This window comes from uncultured Arthrobacter sp. (assembly GCF_964021775.1).
In the GTDB taxonomy this organism is placed as follows: Bacteria; Actinomycetota; Actinomycetes; order Actinomycetales; family Micrococcaceae; genus Arthrobacter.
Genome location: NZ_CAXHZI010000006.1, coordinates 18,373 through 36,351 on the forward strand (window position 1 = coordinate 18,373; position 17,979 = coordinate 36,351).

Annotated in this window: 17 protein-coding genes; all 17 read left to right on the top strand. The window is 65.6% G+C overall.

The genetic code is table 11. From position 1 onward, the window contains the following. Window positions 1-262 precede the first annotated feature (262 nt). Window positions 263-2,356 carry a transcription termination factor Rho gene (gene rho / locus ABIN76_RS07845; RefSeq protein ID WP_346959157.1) on the top strand — a complete coding sequence of 698 codons (2,094 nt, stop codon included), beginning with the start codon at window positions 263-265 and terminating at the stop codon, window positions 2,354-2,356. A 230-nt stretch (window positions 2,357-2,586) separates the two neighbouring features. Continuing rightward, on the top strand, window positions 2,587-3,660 hold the full coding sequence (gene prfA / locus ABIN76_RS07850) for a peptide chain release factor 1 (RefSeq protein WP_346959158.1): 1,074 nt from the start codon (window positions 2,587-2,589) through the stop codon (window positions 3,658-3,660). A gap of 34 nt (window positions 3,661-3,694) precedes the next feature. Beyond that, on the top strand, window positions 3,695-4,591 hold the full coding sequence (gene prmC / locus ABIN76_RS07855; RefSeq protein ID WP_346959159.1) for a peptide chain release factor N(5)-glutamine methyltransferase: 897 nt from the start codon (window positions 3,695-3,697) through the stop codon (window positions 4,589-4,591). Beyond that, on the top strand, window positions 4,588-5,364 hold the full coding sequence (locus tag ABIN76_RS07860) for an L-threonylcarbamoyladenylate synthase (RefSeq protein WP_346959160.1): 777 nt from the start codon (window positions 4,588-4,590) through the stop codon (window positions 5,362-5,364). Before prmC ends, ABIN76_RS07860 begins: the two co-directional genes overlap by 4 nt. A gap of 1 nt (window position 5,365) precedes the next feature. Then, complete coding sequence (locus tag ABIN76_RS07865) at window positions 5,366-6,274, top strand: glycosyltransferase (protein ID WP_346959161.1); 909 nt, start codon at window positions 5,366-5,368, stop codon at window positions 6,272-6,274. 6 nt (window positions 6,275-6,280) lie between these two features. Further along, window positions 6,281-7,255: a glycosyltransferase gene (locus tag ABIN76_RS07870; protein WP_346959162.1), complete on the top strand. Its 975-nt coding sequence runs from the start codon at window positions 6,281-6,283 to the stop codon at window positions 7,253-7,255. Between the two features lie 101 nt (window positions 7,256-7,356). Beyond that, window positions 7,357-9,225: a nucleoside-diphosphate sugar epimerase/dehydratase gene (locus ABIN76_RS07875; RefSeq protein ID WP_346959163.1), complete on the top strand. Its 1,869-nt coding sequence runs from the start codon at window positions 7,357-7,359 to the stop codon at window positions 9,223-9,225. After that, window positions 9,222-10,247, top strand: a complete 1,026-nt coding sequence (locus tag ABIN76_RS07880) for a glycosyltransferase family 4 protein (protein ID WP_346959164.1) — start codon at window positions 9,222-9,224, stop codon at window positions 10,245-10,247. The genes ABIN76_RS07875 and ABIN76_RS07880 overlap by 4 nt, the downstream gene beginning before the upstream one ends. Before the next feature lie 80 nt (window positions 10,248-10,327). Further along, a complete protein-coding gene (locus ABIN76_RS07885; RefSeq protein ID WP_346959165.1) occupies window positions 10,328-10,813 on the top strand; it encodes a hypothetical protein in 486 nt (161 codons plus the stop codon). Continuing rightward, complete coding sequence (locus tag ABIN76_RS07890) at window positions 10,806-11,147, top strand: hypothetical protein (RefSeq protein WP_346959166.1); 342 nt, start codon at window positions 10,806-10,808, stop codon at window positions 11,145-11,147. The genes ABIN76_RS07885 and ABIN76_RS07890 overlap by 8 nt, the downstream gene beginning before the upstream one ends. Window positions 11,148-11,238: 91 nt before the next feature. Further along, a complete protein-coding gene (atpB, locus tag ABIN76_RS07895) occupies window positions 11,239-12,039 on the top strand; it encodes a F0F1 ATP synthase subunit A (protein ID WP_346959167.1) in 801 nt (266 codons plus the stop codon). A 77-nt stretch (window positions 12,040-12,116) separates the two neighbouring features. After that, window positions 12,117-12,320: an ATP synthase F0 subunit C gene (gene atpE, locus ABIN76_RS07900; RefSeq protein ID WP_009356484.1), complete on the top strand. Its 204-nt coding sequence runs from the start codon at window positions 12,117-12,119 to the stop codon at window positions 12,318-12,320. A gap of 54 nt (window positions 12,321-12,374) precedes the next feature. Next, complete coding sequence (locus ABIN76_RS07905; RefSeq protein ID WP_346959168.1) at window positions 12,375-12,923, top strand: F0F1 ATP synthase subunit B; 549 nt, start codon at window positions 12,375-12,377, stop codon at window positions 12,921-12,923. Continuing rightward, window positions 12,923-13,747, top strand: a complete 825-nt coding sequence (locus ABIN76_RS07910; RefSeq protein ID WP_346959169.1) for a F0F1 ATP synthase subunit delta — start codon at window positions 12,923-12,925, stop codon at window positions 13,745-13,747. The genes ABIN76_RS07905 and ABIN76_RS07910 overlap by 1 nt, the downstream gene beginning before the upstream one ends. Before the next feature lie 87 nt (window positions 13,748-13,834). Further along, complete coding sequence (gene atpA, locus ABIN76_RS07915) at window positions 13,835-15,472, top strand: F0F1 ATP synthase subunit alpha (protein WP_346959313.1); 1,638 nt, start codon at window positions 13,835-13,837, stop codon at window positions 15,470-15,472. Window positions 15,473-15,548: 76 nt separating this feature from the next. Then, window positions 15,549-16,442 (top strand): F0F1 ATP synthase subunit gamma, encoded by an 894-nt coding sequence (locus ABIN76_RS07920; protein ID WP_346959170.1) that lies wholly within the window; start codon window positions 15,549-15,551, stop codon window positions 16,440-16,442. A gap of 82 nt (window positions 16,443-16,524) precedes the next feature. Continuing rightward, window positions 16,525-17,979 carry a F0F1 ATP synthase subunit beta gene (atpD, locus tag ABIN76_RS07925; protein WP_138768903.1) on the top strand — a complete coding sequence of 485 codons (1,455 nt, stop codon included), beginning with the start codon at window positions 16,525-16,527 and terminating at the stop codon, window positions 17,977-17,979.

The window sequence follows — 17,979 nt, forward strand, 5'->3', positions numbered from 1 at the left end:
CTCTCATCTTTCAGCGCAATATTTTCCGGTGCCACCTGCTTTCGGTCTGACGCAGGAAGCTGCAGAATTCCTCTGTACCCCTGAAGTGTCAGCCGGCCGTTCCTCAATTTCGGGGCGTGTCTTGGTGTAGCAGTATCCGGCCCTGCCGGCCGAAATCCAACCGGCAAGGCCGAAATCCCGGCTGCAGATCTGAACTGCAGCCCAGATCAAATCACCGCGTCCAGCTCCTAGCCTGGACGCCGTCGAGGGGGAAGGATCCTTCGTGACCGAAACCACTGAGCTGTCTTCAGCTGTGGAAACATCATCTTCTGTTGCCGCATCGGCAGCACCCGCCAAGAGCAGCGGCCTCGCCGGCCTCAAGCTCGCCCAGCTCCAGGCCCTGGCCAGCCAGCTGGGAATCTCCGGGGGATCCCGGATGCGTAAGGGCGATCTGGTATCCGCCATTTCCGCCCACCGCGCCGGCACCCCGGTCAGCAAGGCACCCGAGCGTGCCGCCGAAAAGGCGAGCGACAACGGCACCGTCGCCCAGGCACCGGCCGCTGCACCCGCAGCCGCCGCCTCCGGGGCTCCGGCCCAGGAAAACCCGCGGGCCCGGACCAGGGGCCGCAGCCGCCGTGCAGGCAGCGATGGCATCATCACCGCTCCCGCCGCCGAGGCTCCCGCCGCGGCACCGGTGGAGGCACAGTCCGCCCCCGCCGAAGCAGCTCCGGCCGAGTCCGCAGAGGGCAGCGACCGCACCCGCCAGCCGCGGACCCGCAACCGCCGCCGCGGCGAAGCCGCCGCGCAGGCCACCGGCCAGGGCGAAGCCCAGCCGGCCGCCGCCGTGGAAGCCCCGGCCGAGCAGGCCGCCGGCGAACAGCGCCAGGAACGCCAGTCCGAACAGGGCAGCGAGGACGGCCAGCGCCGCGAGAACACCCGCGGCCGTGGCAACCGTGAGGACAACCGTGACAACACGTCCGGTAACCGCGACAACGCCCGCGACAACCGCGACAACAGCCGCGACAACGACGATTCCGAGGGCGGCAGCCGCCGCAACCGGCGCAACCGCCGTGACCGCAACGATCGCAACGACCGCTCCGGCGGTCAGGACCGCGACAACTCGCGCAACGACCGCTTCCGCGACCGCAACGAACGCCGCCGCGGCCGCTCGCAGGGACCCGACGTCGACGACGTCGAGGTCACCGAGGACGATGTCCTGCTGCCCGTCGCCGGCATCCTGGACGTGCTGGAGAACTACGCGTTCATCCGCACTTCCGGCTACCTGCCGGGCCCGAACGACGTTTACGTTTCCCTCGCCCAGGTCAAGAAGTACAACCTGCGCAAGGGCGACGCCGTCGTCGGCGCCATCCGCGCCCCGCGTGAAGGCGAGGACCGCAGCAACCAGCAGTCCGCCCGCCAGAAGTTCAACGCCCTGGTCCGCGTCACCTCCGTCAACGGCAAGACGCCCGAGGAGCTCAAGGACCGCGTCGAGTTCGCGAAGCTCGTCCCGCTGTACCCCTCCGAGCGCCTGCGCCTCGAGACGGACCCGAAGAAGATCGGCCCCCGCGTCATCGACCTGGTTGCTCCGATCGGCAAGGGCCAGCGCGGCCTGATCGTCTCGCCGCCGAAGGCCGGCAAGACGCTCATCCTGCAGTCCATCGCGAACGCCATCACCACCAACAATCCTGAGGTCCACCTCATGATGGTGCTCGTTGACGAACGTCCCGAAGAAGTCACCGACATGCAGCGCACGGTCAAGGGCGAGGTCATTGCCTCCACCTTCGACCGTCCTGCCGATGACCACACCACCGTGGCCGAACTCTCCATCGAGCGGGCCAAGCGCCTCGTGGAAATGGGCATGGACGTGGTGGTCCTGCTGGACTCGATGACCCGCCTGGGCCGTGCCTACAACCTGGCAGCACCGGCTTCCGGCCGCATCCTGTCCGGTGGCGTCGACTCCGCCGCGCTGTACCCGCCGAAGCGCTTCTTCGGCGCAGCCCGCAACATCGAAAACGGCGGCTCGCTCACCATCCTGGCAACCGCGCTCGTGGAGACCGGTTCCAAGATGGACGAGGTCATCTTCGAAGAGTTCAAGGGCACCGGCAACATGGAACTGCGCCTGTCCCGCCAGCTCGCGGACAAGCGCATCTTCCCGGCCGTGGACGTCAACGCGTCCGGTACCCGCCGCGAGGAGAACCTGCTCTCCCCGGAGGAAGTCAAGATCATGTGGAAGCTGCGCCGTGTCCTCTCCGGACTCGAAACGCAGCAGAGCCTTGAGCTGCTGACCAACAAGATCCGGGAGACCCAGAGCAACGTCGAGTTCCTCATGCAGGTGCAGAAGACGACGCTTGGTGCGAAGTCCGATAACGACAAATAGCTGAGCAGGGGGTGGGGCCGTCGCGTAGGTTCGCGGGCCCCACCCTTTGTCGTTCGATTTTTGCCGCCCCCGCCCCTGCGCTGGGAGGCTTGCGATCTTCGATCGCAGCCTCCCAGCTCCGGCAGGCCCGATGCCACTCCCGGGGCGGCAAAGAATCGAACGCCATGCTGTCATCTCGCCTAACGTCGCCGCATAACTAGACTTGGTTCCAAGTCGAAAGAGGTTTTGAAATGTTTGAGTCCGTACAGGGGCTTTTGGATGAGCATGCTGCTATCCAGGCCCAGCTTGGGGATCCTGCTGTTTATGCTGACCAGAGGCTCGCCCGGAAGCTGGGGCGGCGTTCGGCGCAGTTGAACGGCATTGTGGAGGCCTACCACCGCTGGGAGGGCATCCGCGATGACCTGGCGGCCGCGAAGGAAATGGCCGGCGAGGATCCGGAGTTTGCTGCGGAGGTGCCCGAGCTTGAGGCTGCCCTGGACACGGCCGCGGCCAAGCTGCGCCGGCTGCTCATCCCGCGCGATCCGGACGATGCGCGCAACGTGATCCTCGAGGTCAAGGGCGGCGAAGGTGGCGACGAGGCCGCCCTGTTCGCCGGCGACCTGCTGCGGATGTACACCCGCTACGCGGAATCCCGTGGCTGGAAGACCGAGCTGATCTCGGCCACCGAATCGGACCTGGGCGGCTACAAGGACGTCCAGATGGCCGTGAAGGGCAACTCCAACGACCCGGCCGAGGGCGTCTACGCCCGGCTCAAGTTCGAAGGCGGCGTGCACCGCGTGCAGCGCGTTCCGGTCACCGAGTCGCAGGGCCGCATCCACACCTCGGCCGCCGGCGTGCTGGTCCTCCCCGAAGTCGACGAGCCCGAGGAACTGGAAATCAACCAGAACGACCTCAAGATCGACGTCTACCGGTCCTCCGGGCCCGGCGGCCAGTCGGTCAACACCACCGATTCCGCAGTGCGCATCACGCACCTTCCCACCGGCATTGTGGTGGCGATGCAGAACGAGAAGTCCCAGCTGCAAAACCGCGAGGCCGGCATGCGTGTGCTGCGTGCCCGCATCCTGGCCCACCAGCAGGAGCAGATCGACGCCGAGAACTCGGCCCAGCGCAAGTCCCAGATCCGCACCATGGACCGCTCCGAGCGCATCCGCACCTACAACTACCCGGAAAACCGGATCGCGGACCACCGCACCGGCTACAAGGCGTACAACCTGGACCAGGTCATGAACGGCGACCTGGAGCCGGTGATTCAGTCCGCCATCGAGATGGACGAGCAGGCCCGCCTCGACGCCATCGGCGACTAGTACGGACGCCGCGCGCTGATGACACCTGACCGTGATGACTCCTGAGCCTGCGCTGAGCCTCGCCGACGCCGTCCGCGAGGCCACAGCCGTGCTGGCTGCCGCCGGCGTGCCCAGCCCTAAAGTCGACGCCGAGCTGCTCGCCGGCCACTTGCTCGGCGTCGGCCCGGGCCGGCTCCGCGCCTTGGCACTGGGGGACACGCCCGCGCCGGCCGGCTACGCCGAACTCGTCGCCGAGCGCGCACAGCGGACCCCGCTGCAGCACATCACCGGTGTGGCGCACTTCCGCTACCTGGAACTGGCCGTCGGCCCCGGCGTGTTTATCCCGCGCCCGGAGACCGAGTCCGTGGTGCAGCTGGTGATCGACTGGCTCAAGGACAGGGCACCGTCGGCGCGGCCCAAAATCGTGGACCTGGGCACCGGTTCGGGGGCGATTGCCGGCTCGATCGCGCACGAGGTTCCGGGCGCCGAGGTACACGCCGTGGAATTCAGCGAATTCGCGCACGCCTGGGCGGCCAAAAACCTGCTGCCCCTCGGCGTCCACCTGGTCCGCGGCGACCTGCGCGACGCGCTGCCCGAACTCAACGGCAGTTTCGACGTCGTCGTGTCCAACCCGCCCTACATTCCCGCCGAGGCGGTCCCCAACGAACCCGAGGTGGCGCTGCACGACCCGCCGGAGGCACTCTACGGCGGGGGAGCGGACGGCATGGAACTGCCGACGGCGGCGGCGGCCTCCGCGGCCCGGCTGCTGGTGCCGGGCGGCTACTTCGTGATGGAACACGCCGAGGTGCAGGCCGGCTGGATCGCCGCGATGCTGGAGCGCTCCGGCCTCTGGTCGCAGGTGGCGACGCACCTGGACCTCAACGGCCGCGAACGCGCCACCAGCGCCGTCCGCAAACCCGACGCCCGCAGTGATGAAAGGATAGGCCAGTGACGACTAGCTACGATTGCGCAGACGCGGAGCAGCGCGCCGCAGGACTTGAACACGCCCAGCGGGCCATCCGGGAGCAAAAGTGTGTGGTCATGCCGACCGACACTGTCTACGGGATCGCCGCCGACGCGTTCTCGCCGCAGGCCGTAACGCTGCTGCTCGCCGCCAAGGGACGCAGCCGGCAGATGCCGCCGCCGGTGCTGATCGCCAGGCTGAATGCCCTGGACGGTCTCGCTACCGACGTCCCCGCCGAGGCCCGCCGCCTGGCCGAGGCGTTCTGGCCCGGGGGACTCACCCTGATCCTGCACGCGCAGCCCTCGCTCGACTGGGACCTTGGCGAGACCAAGGGCACCGTCGCCCTGCGCCTGCCGGACGATGAAGTGGCACAGGACCTGCTCACCCTGACCGGCCCGCTGGCGGTCTCCTCCGCGAACCGTACCGGCCAGCCCGCCGCGCAGAGCGCCGCCGACGCCGAAGCGCAGCTGGCGGAGTCCGTGGAGGTCTACCTCGAAGGCGGCCGCCGGCCGGTCGACGGAGACGGAGCCGAGCCGTCCACGATTATCGACGCCACGGCCCTGCCGCTGCGTGTGGTCCGCCAGGGAGCCATCAGCCTTGAACGCCTGCGTGAAGTAGTGCCGGACGTGCTTGGAGCCGGCGAAGAGCCGGCCGCCCCCGCCGCCGCGGCGACCCCTGCCGCCGCGGCGACCCCCGCCGCCGGGGACGCCCCCGCAGACAGCGGCCCCGCCGCCGCCGCCGACGAGTCCCTGGAGAACTGACATGCAGCCCAAAGTCGCCGTCGCGGCAGTAACGTTTGACCGCCATGAGGAACTTGCCCTCCTCCTGAAGGGGCTGGCGGCCCAGACGGCCCCCATCCATTCGATTGCCCTGGTGGACTCCGGCACGGTTCCCGCCACCGACGTTGTCCGCGCCGGGGGAGCGAACATCAACTACCTGCGCTCCGAGGCCAACCTCGGCGGCGCCGGCGGGTTTGCCTACGCGATCCTGGCCGCCATGGCAAGCGGCGCCGAGTGGATTTGGATGATGGACGACGACGGCCACCCCGAGGACGCCAACTGCCTCGCCGAGCTGCTCAAAACGGCGGAGGAACACCAGCTGGACATTGTCAGCCCGCTCGTGGCCGCCACGGCCGACCCCAACCGGCTCTCCTTCAACTTCAGGATCAACGGGCTGCTGACCAACGACCGCTCCAGGCTCGCCCCGATGGGCTATCTGCCGGACATGGTGCACTTCTTCAACGGCGCCCTGATCCGCACCGAGGTCTTCTATAAGATCGGCATTCCGGATGTGAAGTTCTTCATCCGCGGCGACGAAGTCGACTTCCTCTCGCGCGTCAAGAAGGCCGGGCTGAAGTACGGGACCCTGGCCACCGTGGCCGTGCAGCACCCCGCCACCTGGACCGAGATGAAACCGGTTTTCGGCGGCTTCATCACCCCGGTCATCCCGGAGGGGGAGTTCAAGCGCTACTGCTACTTCCGCAACCGGGGCTACCTGACCCGCAAGTACCGGAACCTGCGCTGGTTCGGGGCAGACATCGTCGGCTTCCCGTACTACTTCCTCAAGTCCGGGGACGTCAAAGGCCTGGCCCGCTGGTTCAGCGCCTATTCCACCGGCTTCCGCGGCAAGGGCTTCGGCTCGCCCGCGCGACTGATGTCCACCAACACCTAGGCCGCCGTGGAGAACCTGTTCGCCGTCGTCGTCACCTACAACCGTGCCGATTTCCTGCAGAACCTGCTGGATTCCTTCGACCGCCTCAGCATCCGCCCGGCGCGGATCCTGGTGGTGGACAACGCGAGTACCGACCACACCGCCGACGTCGTCGCCCGGGCCAGTGCCGCCGGCGGCACGCCCATCCAGTACGAGCGGCTGAGCGTCAACGCCGGCGGTGCCGGGGGTTTCTCCCGCGGCGTCGAGCTGGCGCTGGAATCCGGTGCCGAGTGGCTCTGGCTGATGGATGACGACGTCGAGGTGCTCCCCGGGGCGGTGGAAGCGCTGGGCAGGTTTACCCCGGAGTATTCCTGCCTGATCGGCCGCCGCTACGACGCCAAGGGCAAACCCTTCTTCTGGCAGCACCACTTCGTCGAGGCGCTGGGCATCTTCCTGCCGGTCTCGCGGGATGTGTTCCGGCATTCGGACGTCTTCCGCACCAATGTGGGAAATTTTGAAGGCATGCTGATCAAGGCATCCCTGGCCCGGACCATCGGGCTGCCGGACCCGCGCTTCTTCATCACGTGGGACGACCTGATCTACGGCTGGCTCGCCGCGCTGCAGACTCCGGTGGTCTATGTGAATGCCTTCGTCATCAAGAAGGTGCGCGTCCAGCGGCAGGTGGACCTGGGGTTGCGCCACCTTAACGATTCCAGTGACCTCAGCCGCCGCTACGTGATGCGCAACCGCGGGCACGTTGCGCAGTACCTGAGGGCGCACGGCAAGTTCAACAGGTTCGGGTTCGGGGCCGGAACGGCCTTGACGTACCTGAAGGAACTGGTCCGCCTGGTGGTGGTGGAACGGACCCTGAAGGGGATTGGCCTGCTCTGGCAGGGATGGCGGGAATCGCGCGCCATCCTCGCGGATACCGGCTGGAAACCCATGCCGTCGTTGCCGTCTCCGGCGGACGGGTACCCCGGCAGCGGAAGCGAAAGAGATTAGTATCGTTTTAGGCTCTGCCGCTGTCCGACAGTTGTGTGGCGGGGAAATTTTTGAAACAGGCGCATGGCCGCCGTGGTAGTGGAAGTCGGTTGCAATCTCTGTTGACTACGAAATCTGAAGCGAGCGAACCCGCCGCAGTACGGGACGAGAAGCCCGCCCTCTGGATTTGGATCCAGCTGTTCCTGGACTCCATGTCCTGGATCGTGGCAATCGCCCTGGCCCTGCTGCTGCGCTACGAGATGGGGATCCGCGCCGAACAGTTCCTGGGTGCTTTCTTCATTGCCGCCGTCGCCGTCATAGCCCAAATCCTGGCCGGCTACGCCCTGGCCCTGTACCGGGGCCGGTATCCCTTCGGCAGCTTCCAGGAGGCGAGGGCCCTCGTCTTTGTCACGGTGATCGTGGCCGCCTCCATCACCGTAACGCTGCTGGTGGTGTACGGAGCCATCAACATCGGCCGCAGCGTGGGCCTGATCGCCTTCCCGTTCGCCTGCCTCTTTATGGGCGCCGCCCGCTACGCCAAGCGGCTCTACGTCGAGGGCAAGACCCGGCCCGGCGACGGTGCACAGAACACCCTGATCTACGGCGCGGGGTTCCTGGGCAACTCGCTCCTGACCCGGATGCTGCAGGACCCCGATTCCCCGTACTTCCCGGTCGGCCTGATCGACGACGACCCCGCCAAGAAGCATCTCCGGCTTTCCGGCGTCCAGGTCCAGGGGCGCAGCGACGACCTCCCCGCGATCATCCGCCGGACCCGCGCCACGGTCCTGGTTCTGGCCTTTGCCAACGTCGAGGCCTCTGTGGTCCGGCGCATCTCGGACGCCGTGGCGGGCCTGAACATCCGGGTGCTTGTGCTGCCCCCGCTGCGGGACATGCTCGGCGGCGGCGCGCCCGAGGGGTTCTCAGACTTCCGTGAGGTGGCGGTCGAAGACCTGATCGGCCGCCGGCCAGTGGACATCAAGGTCGACGAAATCGCGGGATACATCAAGGGCAAAAGGGTGCTGGTGACCGGGGCCGGTGGCTCCATCGGCTCGGAACTGTGCCGCCAGATCGTTCAGTTCTCCCCGGCCGAACTGATCATGCTCGACCACGACGAGACTGGGCTGCAGCAGACCCAGATCTCCATCACCGGCCGCGGGCTGCTGGCCGGCCGCGACACCGTGCTGGCCAACATCCGCGACGGCGAGGCCCTGCTGGACATCTTCGAGGACCGGCGGCCCGAAGTAGTTTTCCACGCCGCCGCACTCAAGCATGCGCCGTTGCTCCAGCAATACCCCGTCGAGGCGTGGAAGACCAATGTCTGTGGCACCCTGAACGTGCTGCGCGCCGCCCAGCGGGCCGGCGTCTCGCACTTTGTGAACATCTCCACCGACAAGGCCGCGAACCCCACCACCGCCCTGGGCCATTCCAAACGGGTCGCGGAGAAGCTGACCGCGTGGATGGCCGGCCAGACCGCCAGCACGTTTGTGTCCGTCCGCTTCGGCAACGTGATGGGCAGCCGCGGTTCAATGCTGCCCCTGTTCACCGAGCAGATCCGGGTCGGCGGCCCGGTCACGGTCACCGATCCCGAAGTCACGCGGTTCTTCATGACGATTCCGGAAGCCTGCCAGCTGGTGATCCAGGCCGGCGCGATCGGCTCGGGCGGCGACGTGATGATCCTCGACATGGGCGAGCCGGTGAAGATCCTGGACGTCGCCCAGCGGATGATCGCCATGTCCGGCAAGAAGGTCGACATCATCTACACCGGCCTGCGGCCGGGGGAGAAGCTGCACGAGGAACTGGTCGGCACCGGCGAACTGGACCAGCGCCCGCTGCATCCGAAAATTTCGCACACCCGTGCGTCCGAGCAGGACCCGGCGAAGCTGGACCTCAATGTCTGGCTGGCCCGCTGCGAGGCCGAGCAGGGCGCAAACATCGCCGACATCCCCGACGACGAAGCCGACGAGGCCGGGGCTGTGCGGGTGGCCTCGTGATCCCGTTGGCCGTCGTGGCCGCGACGACCCTGCTGGCCAGCCTGCTGCTGCCGTTCGCGGTGAAGCCGTGGCTGGTCCGGCTGGGCGTCGTCGACATTCCCTCCGCGCGTTCTTCCCATCACCAGGCCACCATCCGCGGCATGGGCATGGCTGCCGCCCTCGCCACCGCGATCGGGTACCTCACCGCGGTGCTCGTGGGCCTCGTCACGGTGGACCGCTCGGTCTTCGCCGTTGTGTTGGCCATCATCGCCACGAGTGCCGCGGTGGGATGGATCGAGGATCTCCGCGGCCTGTCCATCCGGGGACGCGCGGCCGCCCAGCTGGGGATCGGGGCCGCCGGTTCCGCCGCGCTGATCGTGCTGACGTCGCAGGCGCTCTGGTGGCTGCCGCTGGCGGCCGTGGCCATCGCGGCCTACGTCAACATCGCCAACTTCATGGACGGCATCAACGGGATTTCCGGCCTGCACGGTGTCACCGCCGGCGCTGCCTACGCGGTGGCCGGCCTGCTGGGGGGACAACCCTGGCTGACCGCCGGGGGCACGGTGCTGGCGATGGCCTTCCTCGGATTCCTGCCCTGGAACCTGGGCCGCGGCTCGGTCTTCCTGGGCGACGTCGGCAGTTACCTGCTGGGCGCCTCGATCGCGGCCCTCGCCGTGGCCGGCTTCCTCAGCGGCGTCTACGTAGAGTACGTCCTCTCGCCGATCCTGGTGTACGCCGCGGATACCGGATACACCCTGCTGCGCCGGATCAAGGCGGGGGAGCGCTGGTACGCGTCGCACCGCGAGCACGTCTACCAGCGGCTTACCGACGTCGGCTTCTCGCACCTGCAATCGGCCGCCGTCGTCACGGCCTGCACCATCGCCGTGATTGTGCTGGGCTTCACCGCGGCAACCGCCGCGCTGCCCGTCGTCGCCCTCTGCGTGGCCGGCAGCCTGCTGGTTCTGGTGCTGTACCTGGCTTCCCCGGACCTGATCCGCCGCTTCCGCCGGCGGACGAAGGTCACCCGCCTCCCGGTGGCCTAGGGATGTTCTATCTCGTGTAGAATTCAGGGGCGGCATATCGCCGCGTTCCTGCCCCCACCACCTGCGACGATTGGGATCCCATGACCTCCAACGCCGATTCCGGACGCACGTCCGGCAGCGGTTCCGTTGGCGGCTCCGGCCCCACCACCTCGCTCTGGTTGAAGCTGCTCGCCCTCAGTGCGGCGGCCGCGGGCACCGCCCTGCTGCTGGCCGGAGTCGCCGCGCTGTTCCTTGACGGACTCGAAGCGGCCCTGTCGGCCCTCTTCGGCGGCGTACTGGTGATGGTCTTCTTCGCCATCAGCCTGCTGGTCGGCCACTTCGGCGGCCGCAACCATTCCTCCGGGGCGATCGGGCTTTTCGTTGCCACCTACTTCATCAAAGTCGTGGGCTTCGCCGTGGTGCTGTTTGCCGTTGGCGCGCCCGCCTGGCTGTCCGGCCGCTGGTTCCTGATCGGCGCCGTCGTCACGGTGGTCCTCTGGCAGGCGGCCGAGATCTATGGCTTCGGCAAGGCACGGCTGCAGATCTACAACGACCCCGAAATCCCGGAAGGCGGAACCGATGCGTAACCGCAAAAACAAGCGCAGCCACCTTCCCGCCAACACGCTACGGACCCCCAAAACAACCGACGGCGCTCCCGGTGTATCAAGCGACGGCGCCGACGGCGGATACAACGCCGGGATCGCCGTCTTCAGCTACATTGTTGGCGGAATCATCGTCTGGAGTTTGATAGGGTGGGGTCTGGATAATCTGTGGGGAACCCGCTGGATTGTGCTCGCAGGCGCCCTGCTTGGAGCTGCGGGCGGGTTCTATCTTTCTCATATGCATGGCCTCACCAGTTCGCGCACATCAACCGGTGAAGACAATCCTGCAGGTGGCCCGTCCCAGGACGAGGAACAGTAATGCCAAATAATTTCACAGGGGGAAAGGCCGACGTAATTGTCGCCGGTCCCCGACCGACGCCCAATGATGGACACTGCAGAGAGGAAACGCGTTGATCGCGCTTGCGCTCCCGGCCCAAGATTCAGGAACTTTCACGCCGCCTGGAATCGAAGAAATGCACCTGCCGGCTATCCTGCCCTGGGGTGCGGCCGAAGGATTCTCCAAGCAGATGCTGCTGGTGATCCTCTCGGTCGTCATTATCGCCACGTTCTTTGTGCTGGCTGCGCGTAAGCAGCAGCTCGTTCCCGGCAAGCTGCAGTTCGCGGGTGAAGCCGCCTACGGCTTCGTCCGCAACGGCATCGCCAAGGACATCATCGGCGGCAAAGACTTCATGAAGTACGTCCCGCTGCTGTTCAGCCTCTTCTTCTTCATCCTGGTGAACAACATCTACGGCGCCATCCCCGTAATCCAGCTGCCGAGCTTCTCGCACGTCGGCGGAGCCTATGTGCTCGCCGGCATCGTCTACGTCACCTGGATCGCGATCGGCATCAAGAAGAACGGCCTGCGCTACTTCAAGCTGGCCACCGTTCCGAGCGGCGTCCCGGTCTACATCCTTCCGATCGTTATCCCGATCGAGATCATCTCTAACTTCCTGGTCCGCCCGGTCACGCACAGCCTCCGTCTGTTCGCCACCATGCTGGCCGGCCACCTGATCGTGATGATTGCCGGCTCCGGCATCGAGTACCTGGTCATGCAGGAGAACGTGCTCCTCAAGGGCACCTCGGTCCTGGTCCTGGTCGGCGCGATCGCCATGTACATGCTGGAAGCGCTGATCATGGCGCTGCAGGCTTACGTCTTTACCCTGCTGACTGCCATCTACATCGAAGGCGCTCTGCACGCGGACAGCCACTAGGCTCCCAAATCTTCCCCTCGCGGGGATGAAGCAAACCAAACAACCTGCCACATAGATGGCATCTTGAAAGGAAAAAAATGGAAGGCAATCTCAACCTCGTAGGTTACGGTCTGTCCGCAATCGGCGGTGGTATCGGTGTTGGTCTCGTGTTCGCCGCTTACATCAACGGCGTGGCACGTCAGCCGGAAGCCCAGCGCGTCCTGCAGCCGATCGCATTCCTTGGCCTCGCGCTGACTGAAGCCCTCGCCATCCTGGGCCTGGTCTTCGCTTTCGTTCTCTAGTCTGAACTTCAGAAAAAGCGAACATCCAGAACCTAGTAGATAAGGACGGGAATTATGAAGCAGCTGATTGTCTCAGCCGCCACAGAGGGCGCTAACCCCCTGGTCCCCAACATCTGGGAAATGCTCGTTGTCATCATCAGCTTTGCTGTCCTCATGGGCATCGTGATCAAGCTTGTGGTCCCGATGTTCGAGAAGACCTTCGCAGAGCGAGCCGAGGCCATCGAAGGCGGCATTGCCAAGGCCGAGCAGGCCCAGGCAGAGGCGTCCGCCGCCCTCGAAGAGTACAAGCAGCAGCTCACCGATGCCCGCGCCGAGGCCAACCGCATCCGCGAGGAAGCCCGCGCCGAAGGCGCACAGATCCTTGCGGATCTGAAGGAGAAGGCAGCCGTAGAGTCTGCCCGCATCACCGCCCAGGCACACGCGCAGATCGAGTCCGAGCGCCAGGCGGCCGTCGTGTCGCTCCGCTCGGAGGTTGGCACGCTGGCAACCACGCTGGCGAGCCGCATTGTTGGTGAGTCGCTCACTGATGACGCGCGTTCGGCCCGTGTGGTTGACCGTTTCCTGGCAGATCTGGAGAACCAGAACGCAGGTGCAGCTAAGTAATGGCAGGTGTATCGAGCGAATCGCTGACGGCGGCCTTGGTCGCGTTGGAAGCCAAGCTTCCCAACGCCTCGCTGCAGTTGGCAAAGGAACTCTTCGGAATCCTGGGAACGGTGGACAGCTCGGCTGGCTTGCGCCGTGCCCTGACCGACCCGTCCCGCAGCGGTGACGAAAAGTCGGCGCTGGTCAAGCAGCTCTTCGGCGGGAAAGTTTCCGCCGACGCTGCGGAGATCGCGGGCGGGCTGGCCAGCTCGCGCTGGGCGTCGGCCCGGGACATCGGCGATGCACTCGAGACTCTTGCCGCTTCGGTGGTAATTGCCGTTGCTGAAAACAAGTCGGCCGTCTCTGCCTCGGGAATCACCGGACTGGAAGAGCTGGAGAACGATCTGTTCTCCTTCAACCATGCCGTGGACTCCAGCCACGAGGTACAGCGTGCTCTGTCCGAGCCGCAAGCGAGCCCGGCGGCCAAGATTGCCCTCGCCGAAAAGCTCGTTCCCGGCGCAAGCGAGGAAGCGAAAGTCCTTATCGGACAGGCAGTTTCGCAGCCCCGCGGGCTCAAGGCCACCAAGCTCGTCAGCCGTTTTGCCGAGCTTGCAGCCAAGCGCCAGCAGCGCTGGATCGCTACGGTCAGCGTCACCCGTCCGTTGACGGCGGCGCAGGCTGACCGTCTGCAGGCGGGCCTGAACGCCCTCTACGGCCGCGAGCTGAAGATCAACATGAACGTTGACCCGGCACTGATCGGTGGTATCCGGATCCAGATCGGCGACGAAGTGGTTGACGCTTCGGTCCTCGCCCGTCTGGGCCAGCTCCAGCGTCAGCTTGCTTAGTTAGCCGGACAAGCACAACTTACCGACAAGAAACCCCGGTCATCGTGAGCAACGATGATCACGAAAACAGGAGAGCAGGGACTGCAGATGGCCGAATTGACCATCAACGCCGACGACGTCCGTAATGCGTTGAACGAGTTCGCGGCGTCCTACGAACCCGGAAACGCAGAGCGCGTAGAGGTTGGCCGCGTAACAACCGCAGGTGACGGCATCGCCCGTGTTGAGGGCCTTCCCTCGGTCATGGCGAACGAGCTGCTTCGCTTCGAAGACGGCACGCTGGGCCTGGCCCAGAACCTTGACGTCCGCGAAATCGGCGTCATCGTGCTCGGTGACTTCACCGGCATCGAAGAAGGCCAGGAAGTGCACCGCACCGGACAGGTTCTCTCTGTTCCGGTCGGCGACGCCTTCCTCGGCCGCGTGGTTGACCCCCTGGGCCAGCCCATCGACGACCTTGGCGATATCAAGGCCGAGACCACCCGCGCCCTGGAACTCCAGGCGCCCGGCGTGACCCAGCGCAAGTCGGTCCACGAGCCGATGCAGACCGGTCTGAAGGCTATCGACGCCATGATCCCGATCGGCCGCGGCCAGCGCCAGCTGATCATCGGTGACCGCCAGACCGGCAAGTCGGCGATCGCCATCGACACGATCATCAACCAGAAGGCCAACTGGGCTTCGGGCGACGTGAACAAGCAGGTCCGCTGCATCTACGTCGCCATCGGCCAGAAGGCATCCACGATTGCGGCCGTCCGCCAGACGCTGGAAGACAACGGCGCCCTGGAATACACCACCATCGTGGCTTCCCCGGCGTCCGACCCCGCCGGCTTCAAGTACCTGGCACCGTACGCCGGTTCGGCCATCGGCCAGCACTGGATGTACGGCGGCAAGCACGTCCTCATCGTCTTCGATGACCTCTCCAAGCAGGCCGAGGCCTACCGTGCGGTGTCGCTGCTGCTGCGCCGCCCGCCGGGACGCGAAGCCTACCCCGGCGACGTCTTCTACTTGCACTCCCGTCTGCTGGAGCGTTGTGCCAAGCTCTCCGACGAACTGGGCGCAGGCTCGATGACCGGACTGCCGCTGATCGAGACCAAGGCGAACGACGTGTCCGCCTACATCCCGACCAACGTCATCTCCATCACCGACGGCCAGATCTTCCTGCAGTCGGATCTCTTCAACGCCAACCAGCGTCCCGCCGTCGACGTGGGTGTCTCCGTGTCCCGCGTTGGTGGTGCCGCGCAGGTGAAGTCGATGAAGAAGGTCTCCGGTACCTTGAAGCTGGAACTGGCCCAGTACCGCGACATGCAGGCGTTCGCAATGTTCGCGTCGGACCTCGACGCGGCATCGCGCCAGCAGCTGACCCGCGGCGCACGCCTGATGGAACTGCTCAAGCAGGGCCAGTACTCGCCGTTCCCGGTCGAGAACCAGGTCGTCTCCATCTGGGCCGGCACCAACGGCTACCTCGACGACGTTCCGGTTGAAGACATCAACCGCTTCGAGACCGAGTTCCTGGAGCACCTCAAGCACAAGTCCTCCATCCTGACGACGCTGGCCCAGACCAACGTCATGGACGACGACACGGCAGAGGCGCTGAAGACCGCGATCGTGGACTTCAAGAAGGGTTTCTTCGGCGAGGGCGACAGCTACCTGGTCGGTGCGGGGCACGAGGAGTACGCCCCGATCGACGAGGACAAGGTCGACCAGGAAAAAATCGTCAAGCAGAAGCGCTAGTTTCGCTGGCAGGGACTGCCGGAACCCCACCGGGTTCCGGCAGTCCCGGCCACCGGGATCTTAGGAAAGGATAAGTATGGGAGCCCAGATCCGGGTCTACCGCCAGAAGATCAGCTCGACGACGTCGATGCGCAAGATCTTCAAGGCGATGGAACTGATCGCTACCTCGCGCATCGGCAAGGCCCGCGCACGCGTAGCGGCTTCACTGCCTTACGCAAACGCGATCACGCGTGCCGTTTCTGCTGTCGCAAGCCAGAGCGAAATCGACCACCCGCTGGTTACCGAGCCGGAGCAGATCCGCCGCGCCGCCGTCCTGGTCATCACCTCCGACCGCGGCCTTGCAGGATCCTACTCGGCCACCGTGCTCAAGCAGGCCGAAGGCCTCACCGAGCTGCTCCACGAGGAAGGCAAGGAAGTCAAGACGTACGTCATGGGCCGCAAGGCACAGGCTTACTTCGACTTCCGGAACCGCCCCTACGAGCGTGTGTGGACCGGCAACACGGACGCACCGCAGTTCGAGACGGCGCGGGAAGTCGGCGAAGCACTGCTGGAGGACTTCGCCACGGCCTACGAAGAGGGCGGCGTCGACGAGATCCACGTGGTGTACACCCGCTTCAAGTCCATGGTGACGCAGGAGCCGACGGTCATCCGCCTGCTCCCGCTTGAGGTCGTCGAAGAGCAGGCTGCCTCCGAATCGGAGCTCCTGCCGCTGTACGAATTCGAGCCGGAGGCGGAGCAGGTTCTCGATGCCCTGCTGCCGCGCTACATCGAGTCACGTATCTTCGCCGCCATGTTGCAGGCCGCAGCTTCCGAGCTCGCAGCCCGCCAGCGGGCAATGAAATCCGCCGGTGACAACGCTACGGAGCTCATCAAGAAGTACACGCGTCTGCGCAACACTGCCCGCCAGGCTGAAATTACGCAGGAGCTTTCCGAAATCGTGGCAGGCGCCGACGCGTTGAACGCGTCCTAGCCGGCCCGCTACGGACCCAGCTGTACCTGCACCAAAGAACAAACTTAACCGCCCACGCCATCTACTGAGTGAAGTGAGAGAGATGACTGCCACTGCTACCGAACACGTAGCCGCAACGTCCGGTGCCACCGGCCGTATTGCACGTGTTATTGGCCCGGTTGTCGACGTCGAATTCCCGGCTGACGCAATCCCCTCGATTTACAACGCACTCACCACGGAGATTACTCTCAACGGTGAGACCAAGACCATCACCTTCGAAGTTGCGCTGCACCTCGGCGACAACCTCATCCGCGCCATCTCGCTGCAGGCGACCGACGGCCTGGTCCGCGGCACCAACGTGGTGGACACCGGTGCCCCGATTTCCGTGCCCGTCGGCGACGGCGTCAAGGGCCACATCTTTAACGTGCTGGGCCAGCCCCTGGACGTGACCGAGTCCGAGCTGCAGATCAGCGAACGCTGGCCGATCCACCGCAAGGCTCCGGCCTTCGCAACGCTGGAAGGCTCGACCGAGATGCTGGAGACCGGCATCAAGGTGATCGACCTCCTCACCCCGTACATCAAGGGTGGCAAGATCGGTCTGTTCGGTGGTGCCGGCGTCGGCAAGACCGTGCTGATCCAGGAAATGATCACCCGTGTTGCCCGCAACTTCGGTGGCACCTCGGTGTTCGCCGGTGTTGGCGAGCGTACCCGTGAAGGCAACGACCTCTGGGTTGAAATGGAAGAGGCCGGCGTCCTCAAGGACACCGCCCTTGTCTTCGGCCAGATGGATGAGCCGCCGGGAACGCGTCTGCGCGTGGCCCTGTCCGCACTGACCATGGCGGAGTACTTCCGCGATGTGCAGAACCAGGACGTGCTGCTCTTCATCGACAACATCTTCCGCTTCACCCAGGCAGGCTCCGAGGTTTCCACCCTCCTCGGCCGCATGCCTTCGGCCGTGGGCTACCAGCCCAACCTGGCCGACGAGATGGGCCTCCTGCAGGAGCGCATCACGTCCACCAAGGGCCACTCCATCACCTCGATGCAGGCCATCTACGTTCCCGCAGATGACTACACCGACCCGGCTCCGGCCACGACCTTCGCACACCTCGACGCGACCACGGAACTTTCCCGTGAAATCGCCTCCCGTGGTCTGTACCCGGCCGTTGACCCGCTGACGTCGACCTCGCGCATCCTGGATCCGCAGTACATCGGCCACGACCACTACAACACGGCCGTCCGCGTCAAGCAGATCCTGCAGAAGAACAAGGAACTCCAGGACATCATCGCCATCCTCGGTGTCGATGAGCTCTCCGAAGAGGACAAGATCGTCGTGTCGCGTGCACGCCGTATCCAGCAGTTCCTCTCGCAGAACACCTACACGGCAAAGCAGTTCACCGGCGTCGAAGGCTCCACCGTGTCCATCAAGGACACCGTGGAAGGCTTCACCGCGATCTGCGACGGCGACCTCGACCACATCGCAGAGCAGGCGTTCTTCAACGTCGGCGGCCTGGATGACGTAGAGCGCCAGTGGGCCAAGATCCAGGAACAGACCAAGTAA

Bases quoted from the DNA above. Each gene is read 5' to 3' on its own strand.
- prfA (WP_346959158.1), top strand. From the start codon at position 2,587: ATGTTTGAGTCCGTACAGGGGCTTTTGGATGAGCATGCTGCTATCCAG.
- prmC (WP_346959159.1), top strand. From the start codon at position 3,695: ATGACTCCTGAGCCTGCGCTGAGCCTCGCCGACGCCGTCCGCGAGGCC.
- ABIN76_RS07865 (WP_346959161.1), top strand. From the start codon at position 5,366: ATGCAGCCCAAAGTCGCCGTCGCGGCAGTAACGTTTGACCGCCATGAG.
- ABIN76_RS07885 (WP_346959165.1), top strand. From the start codon at position 10,328: ATGACCTCCAACGCCGATTCCGGACGCACGTCCGGCAGCGGTTCCGTT.
- ABIN76_RS07890 (WP_346959166.1), top strand. From the start codon at position 10,806: ATGCGTAACCGCAAAAACAAGCGCAGCCACCTTCCCGCCAACACGCTA.
- atpE (WP_009356484.1), top strand. From the start codon at position 12,117: ATGGAAGGCAATCTCAACCTCGTAGGTTACGGTCTGTCCGCAATCGGC.
- ABIN76_RS07905 (WP_346959168.1), top strand. From the start codon at position 12,375: ATGAAGCAGCTGATTGTCTCAGCCGCCACAGAGGGCGCTAACCCCCTG.
- ABIN76_RS07910 (WP_346959169.1), top strand. From the start codon at position 12,923: ATGGCAGGTGTATCGAGCGAATCGCTGACGGCGGCCTTGGTCGCGTTG.
- atpA (WP_346959313.1), top strand. From the start codon at position 13,835: ATGGCCGAATTGACCATCAACGCCGACGACGTCCGTAATGCGTTGAAC.
- ABIN76_RS07920 (WP_346959170.1), top strand. From the start codon at position 15,549: ATGGGAGCCCAGATCCGGGTCTACCGCCAGAAGATCAGCTCGACGACG.
- atpD (WP_138768903.1), top strand. From the start codon at position 16,525: ATGACTGCCACTGCTACCGAACACGTAGCCGCAACGTCCGGTGCCACC.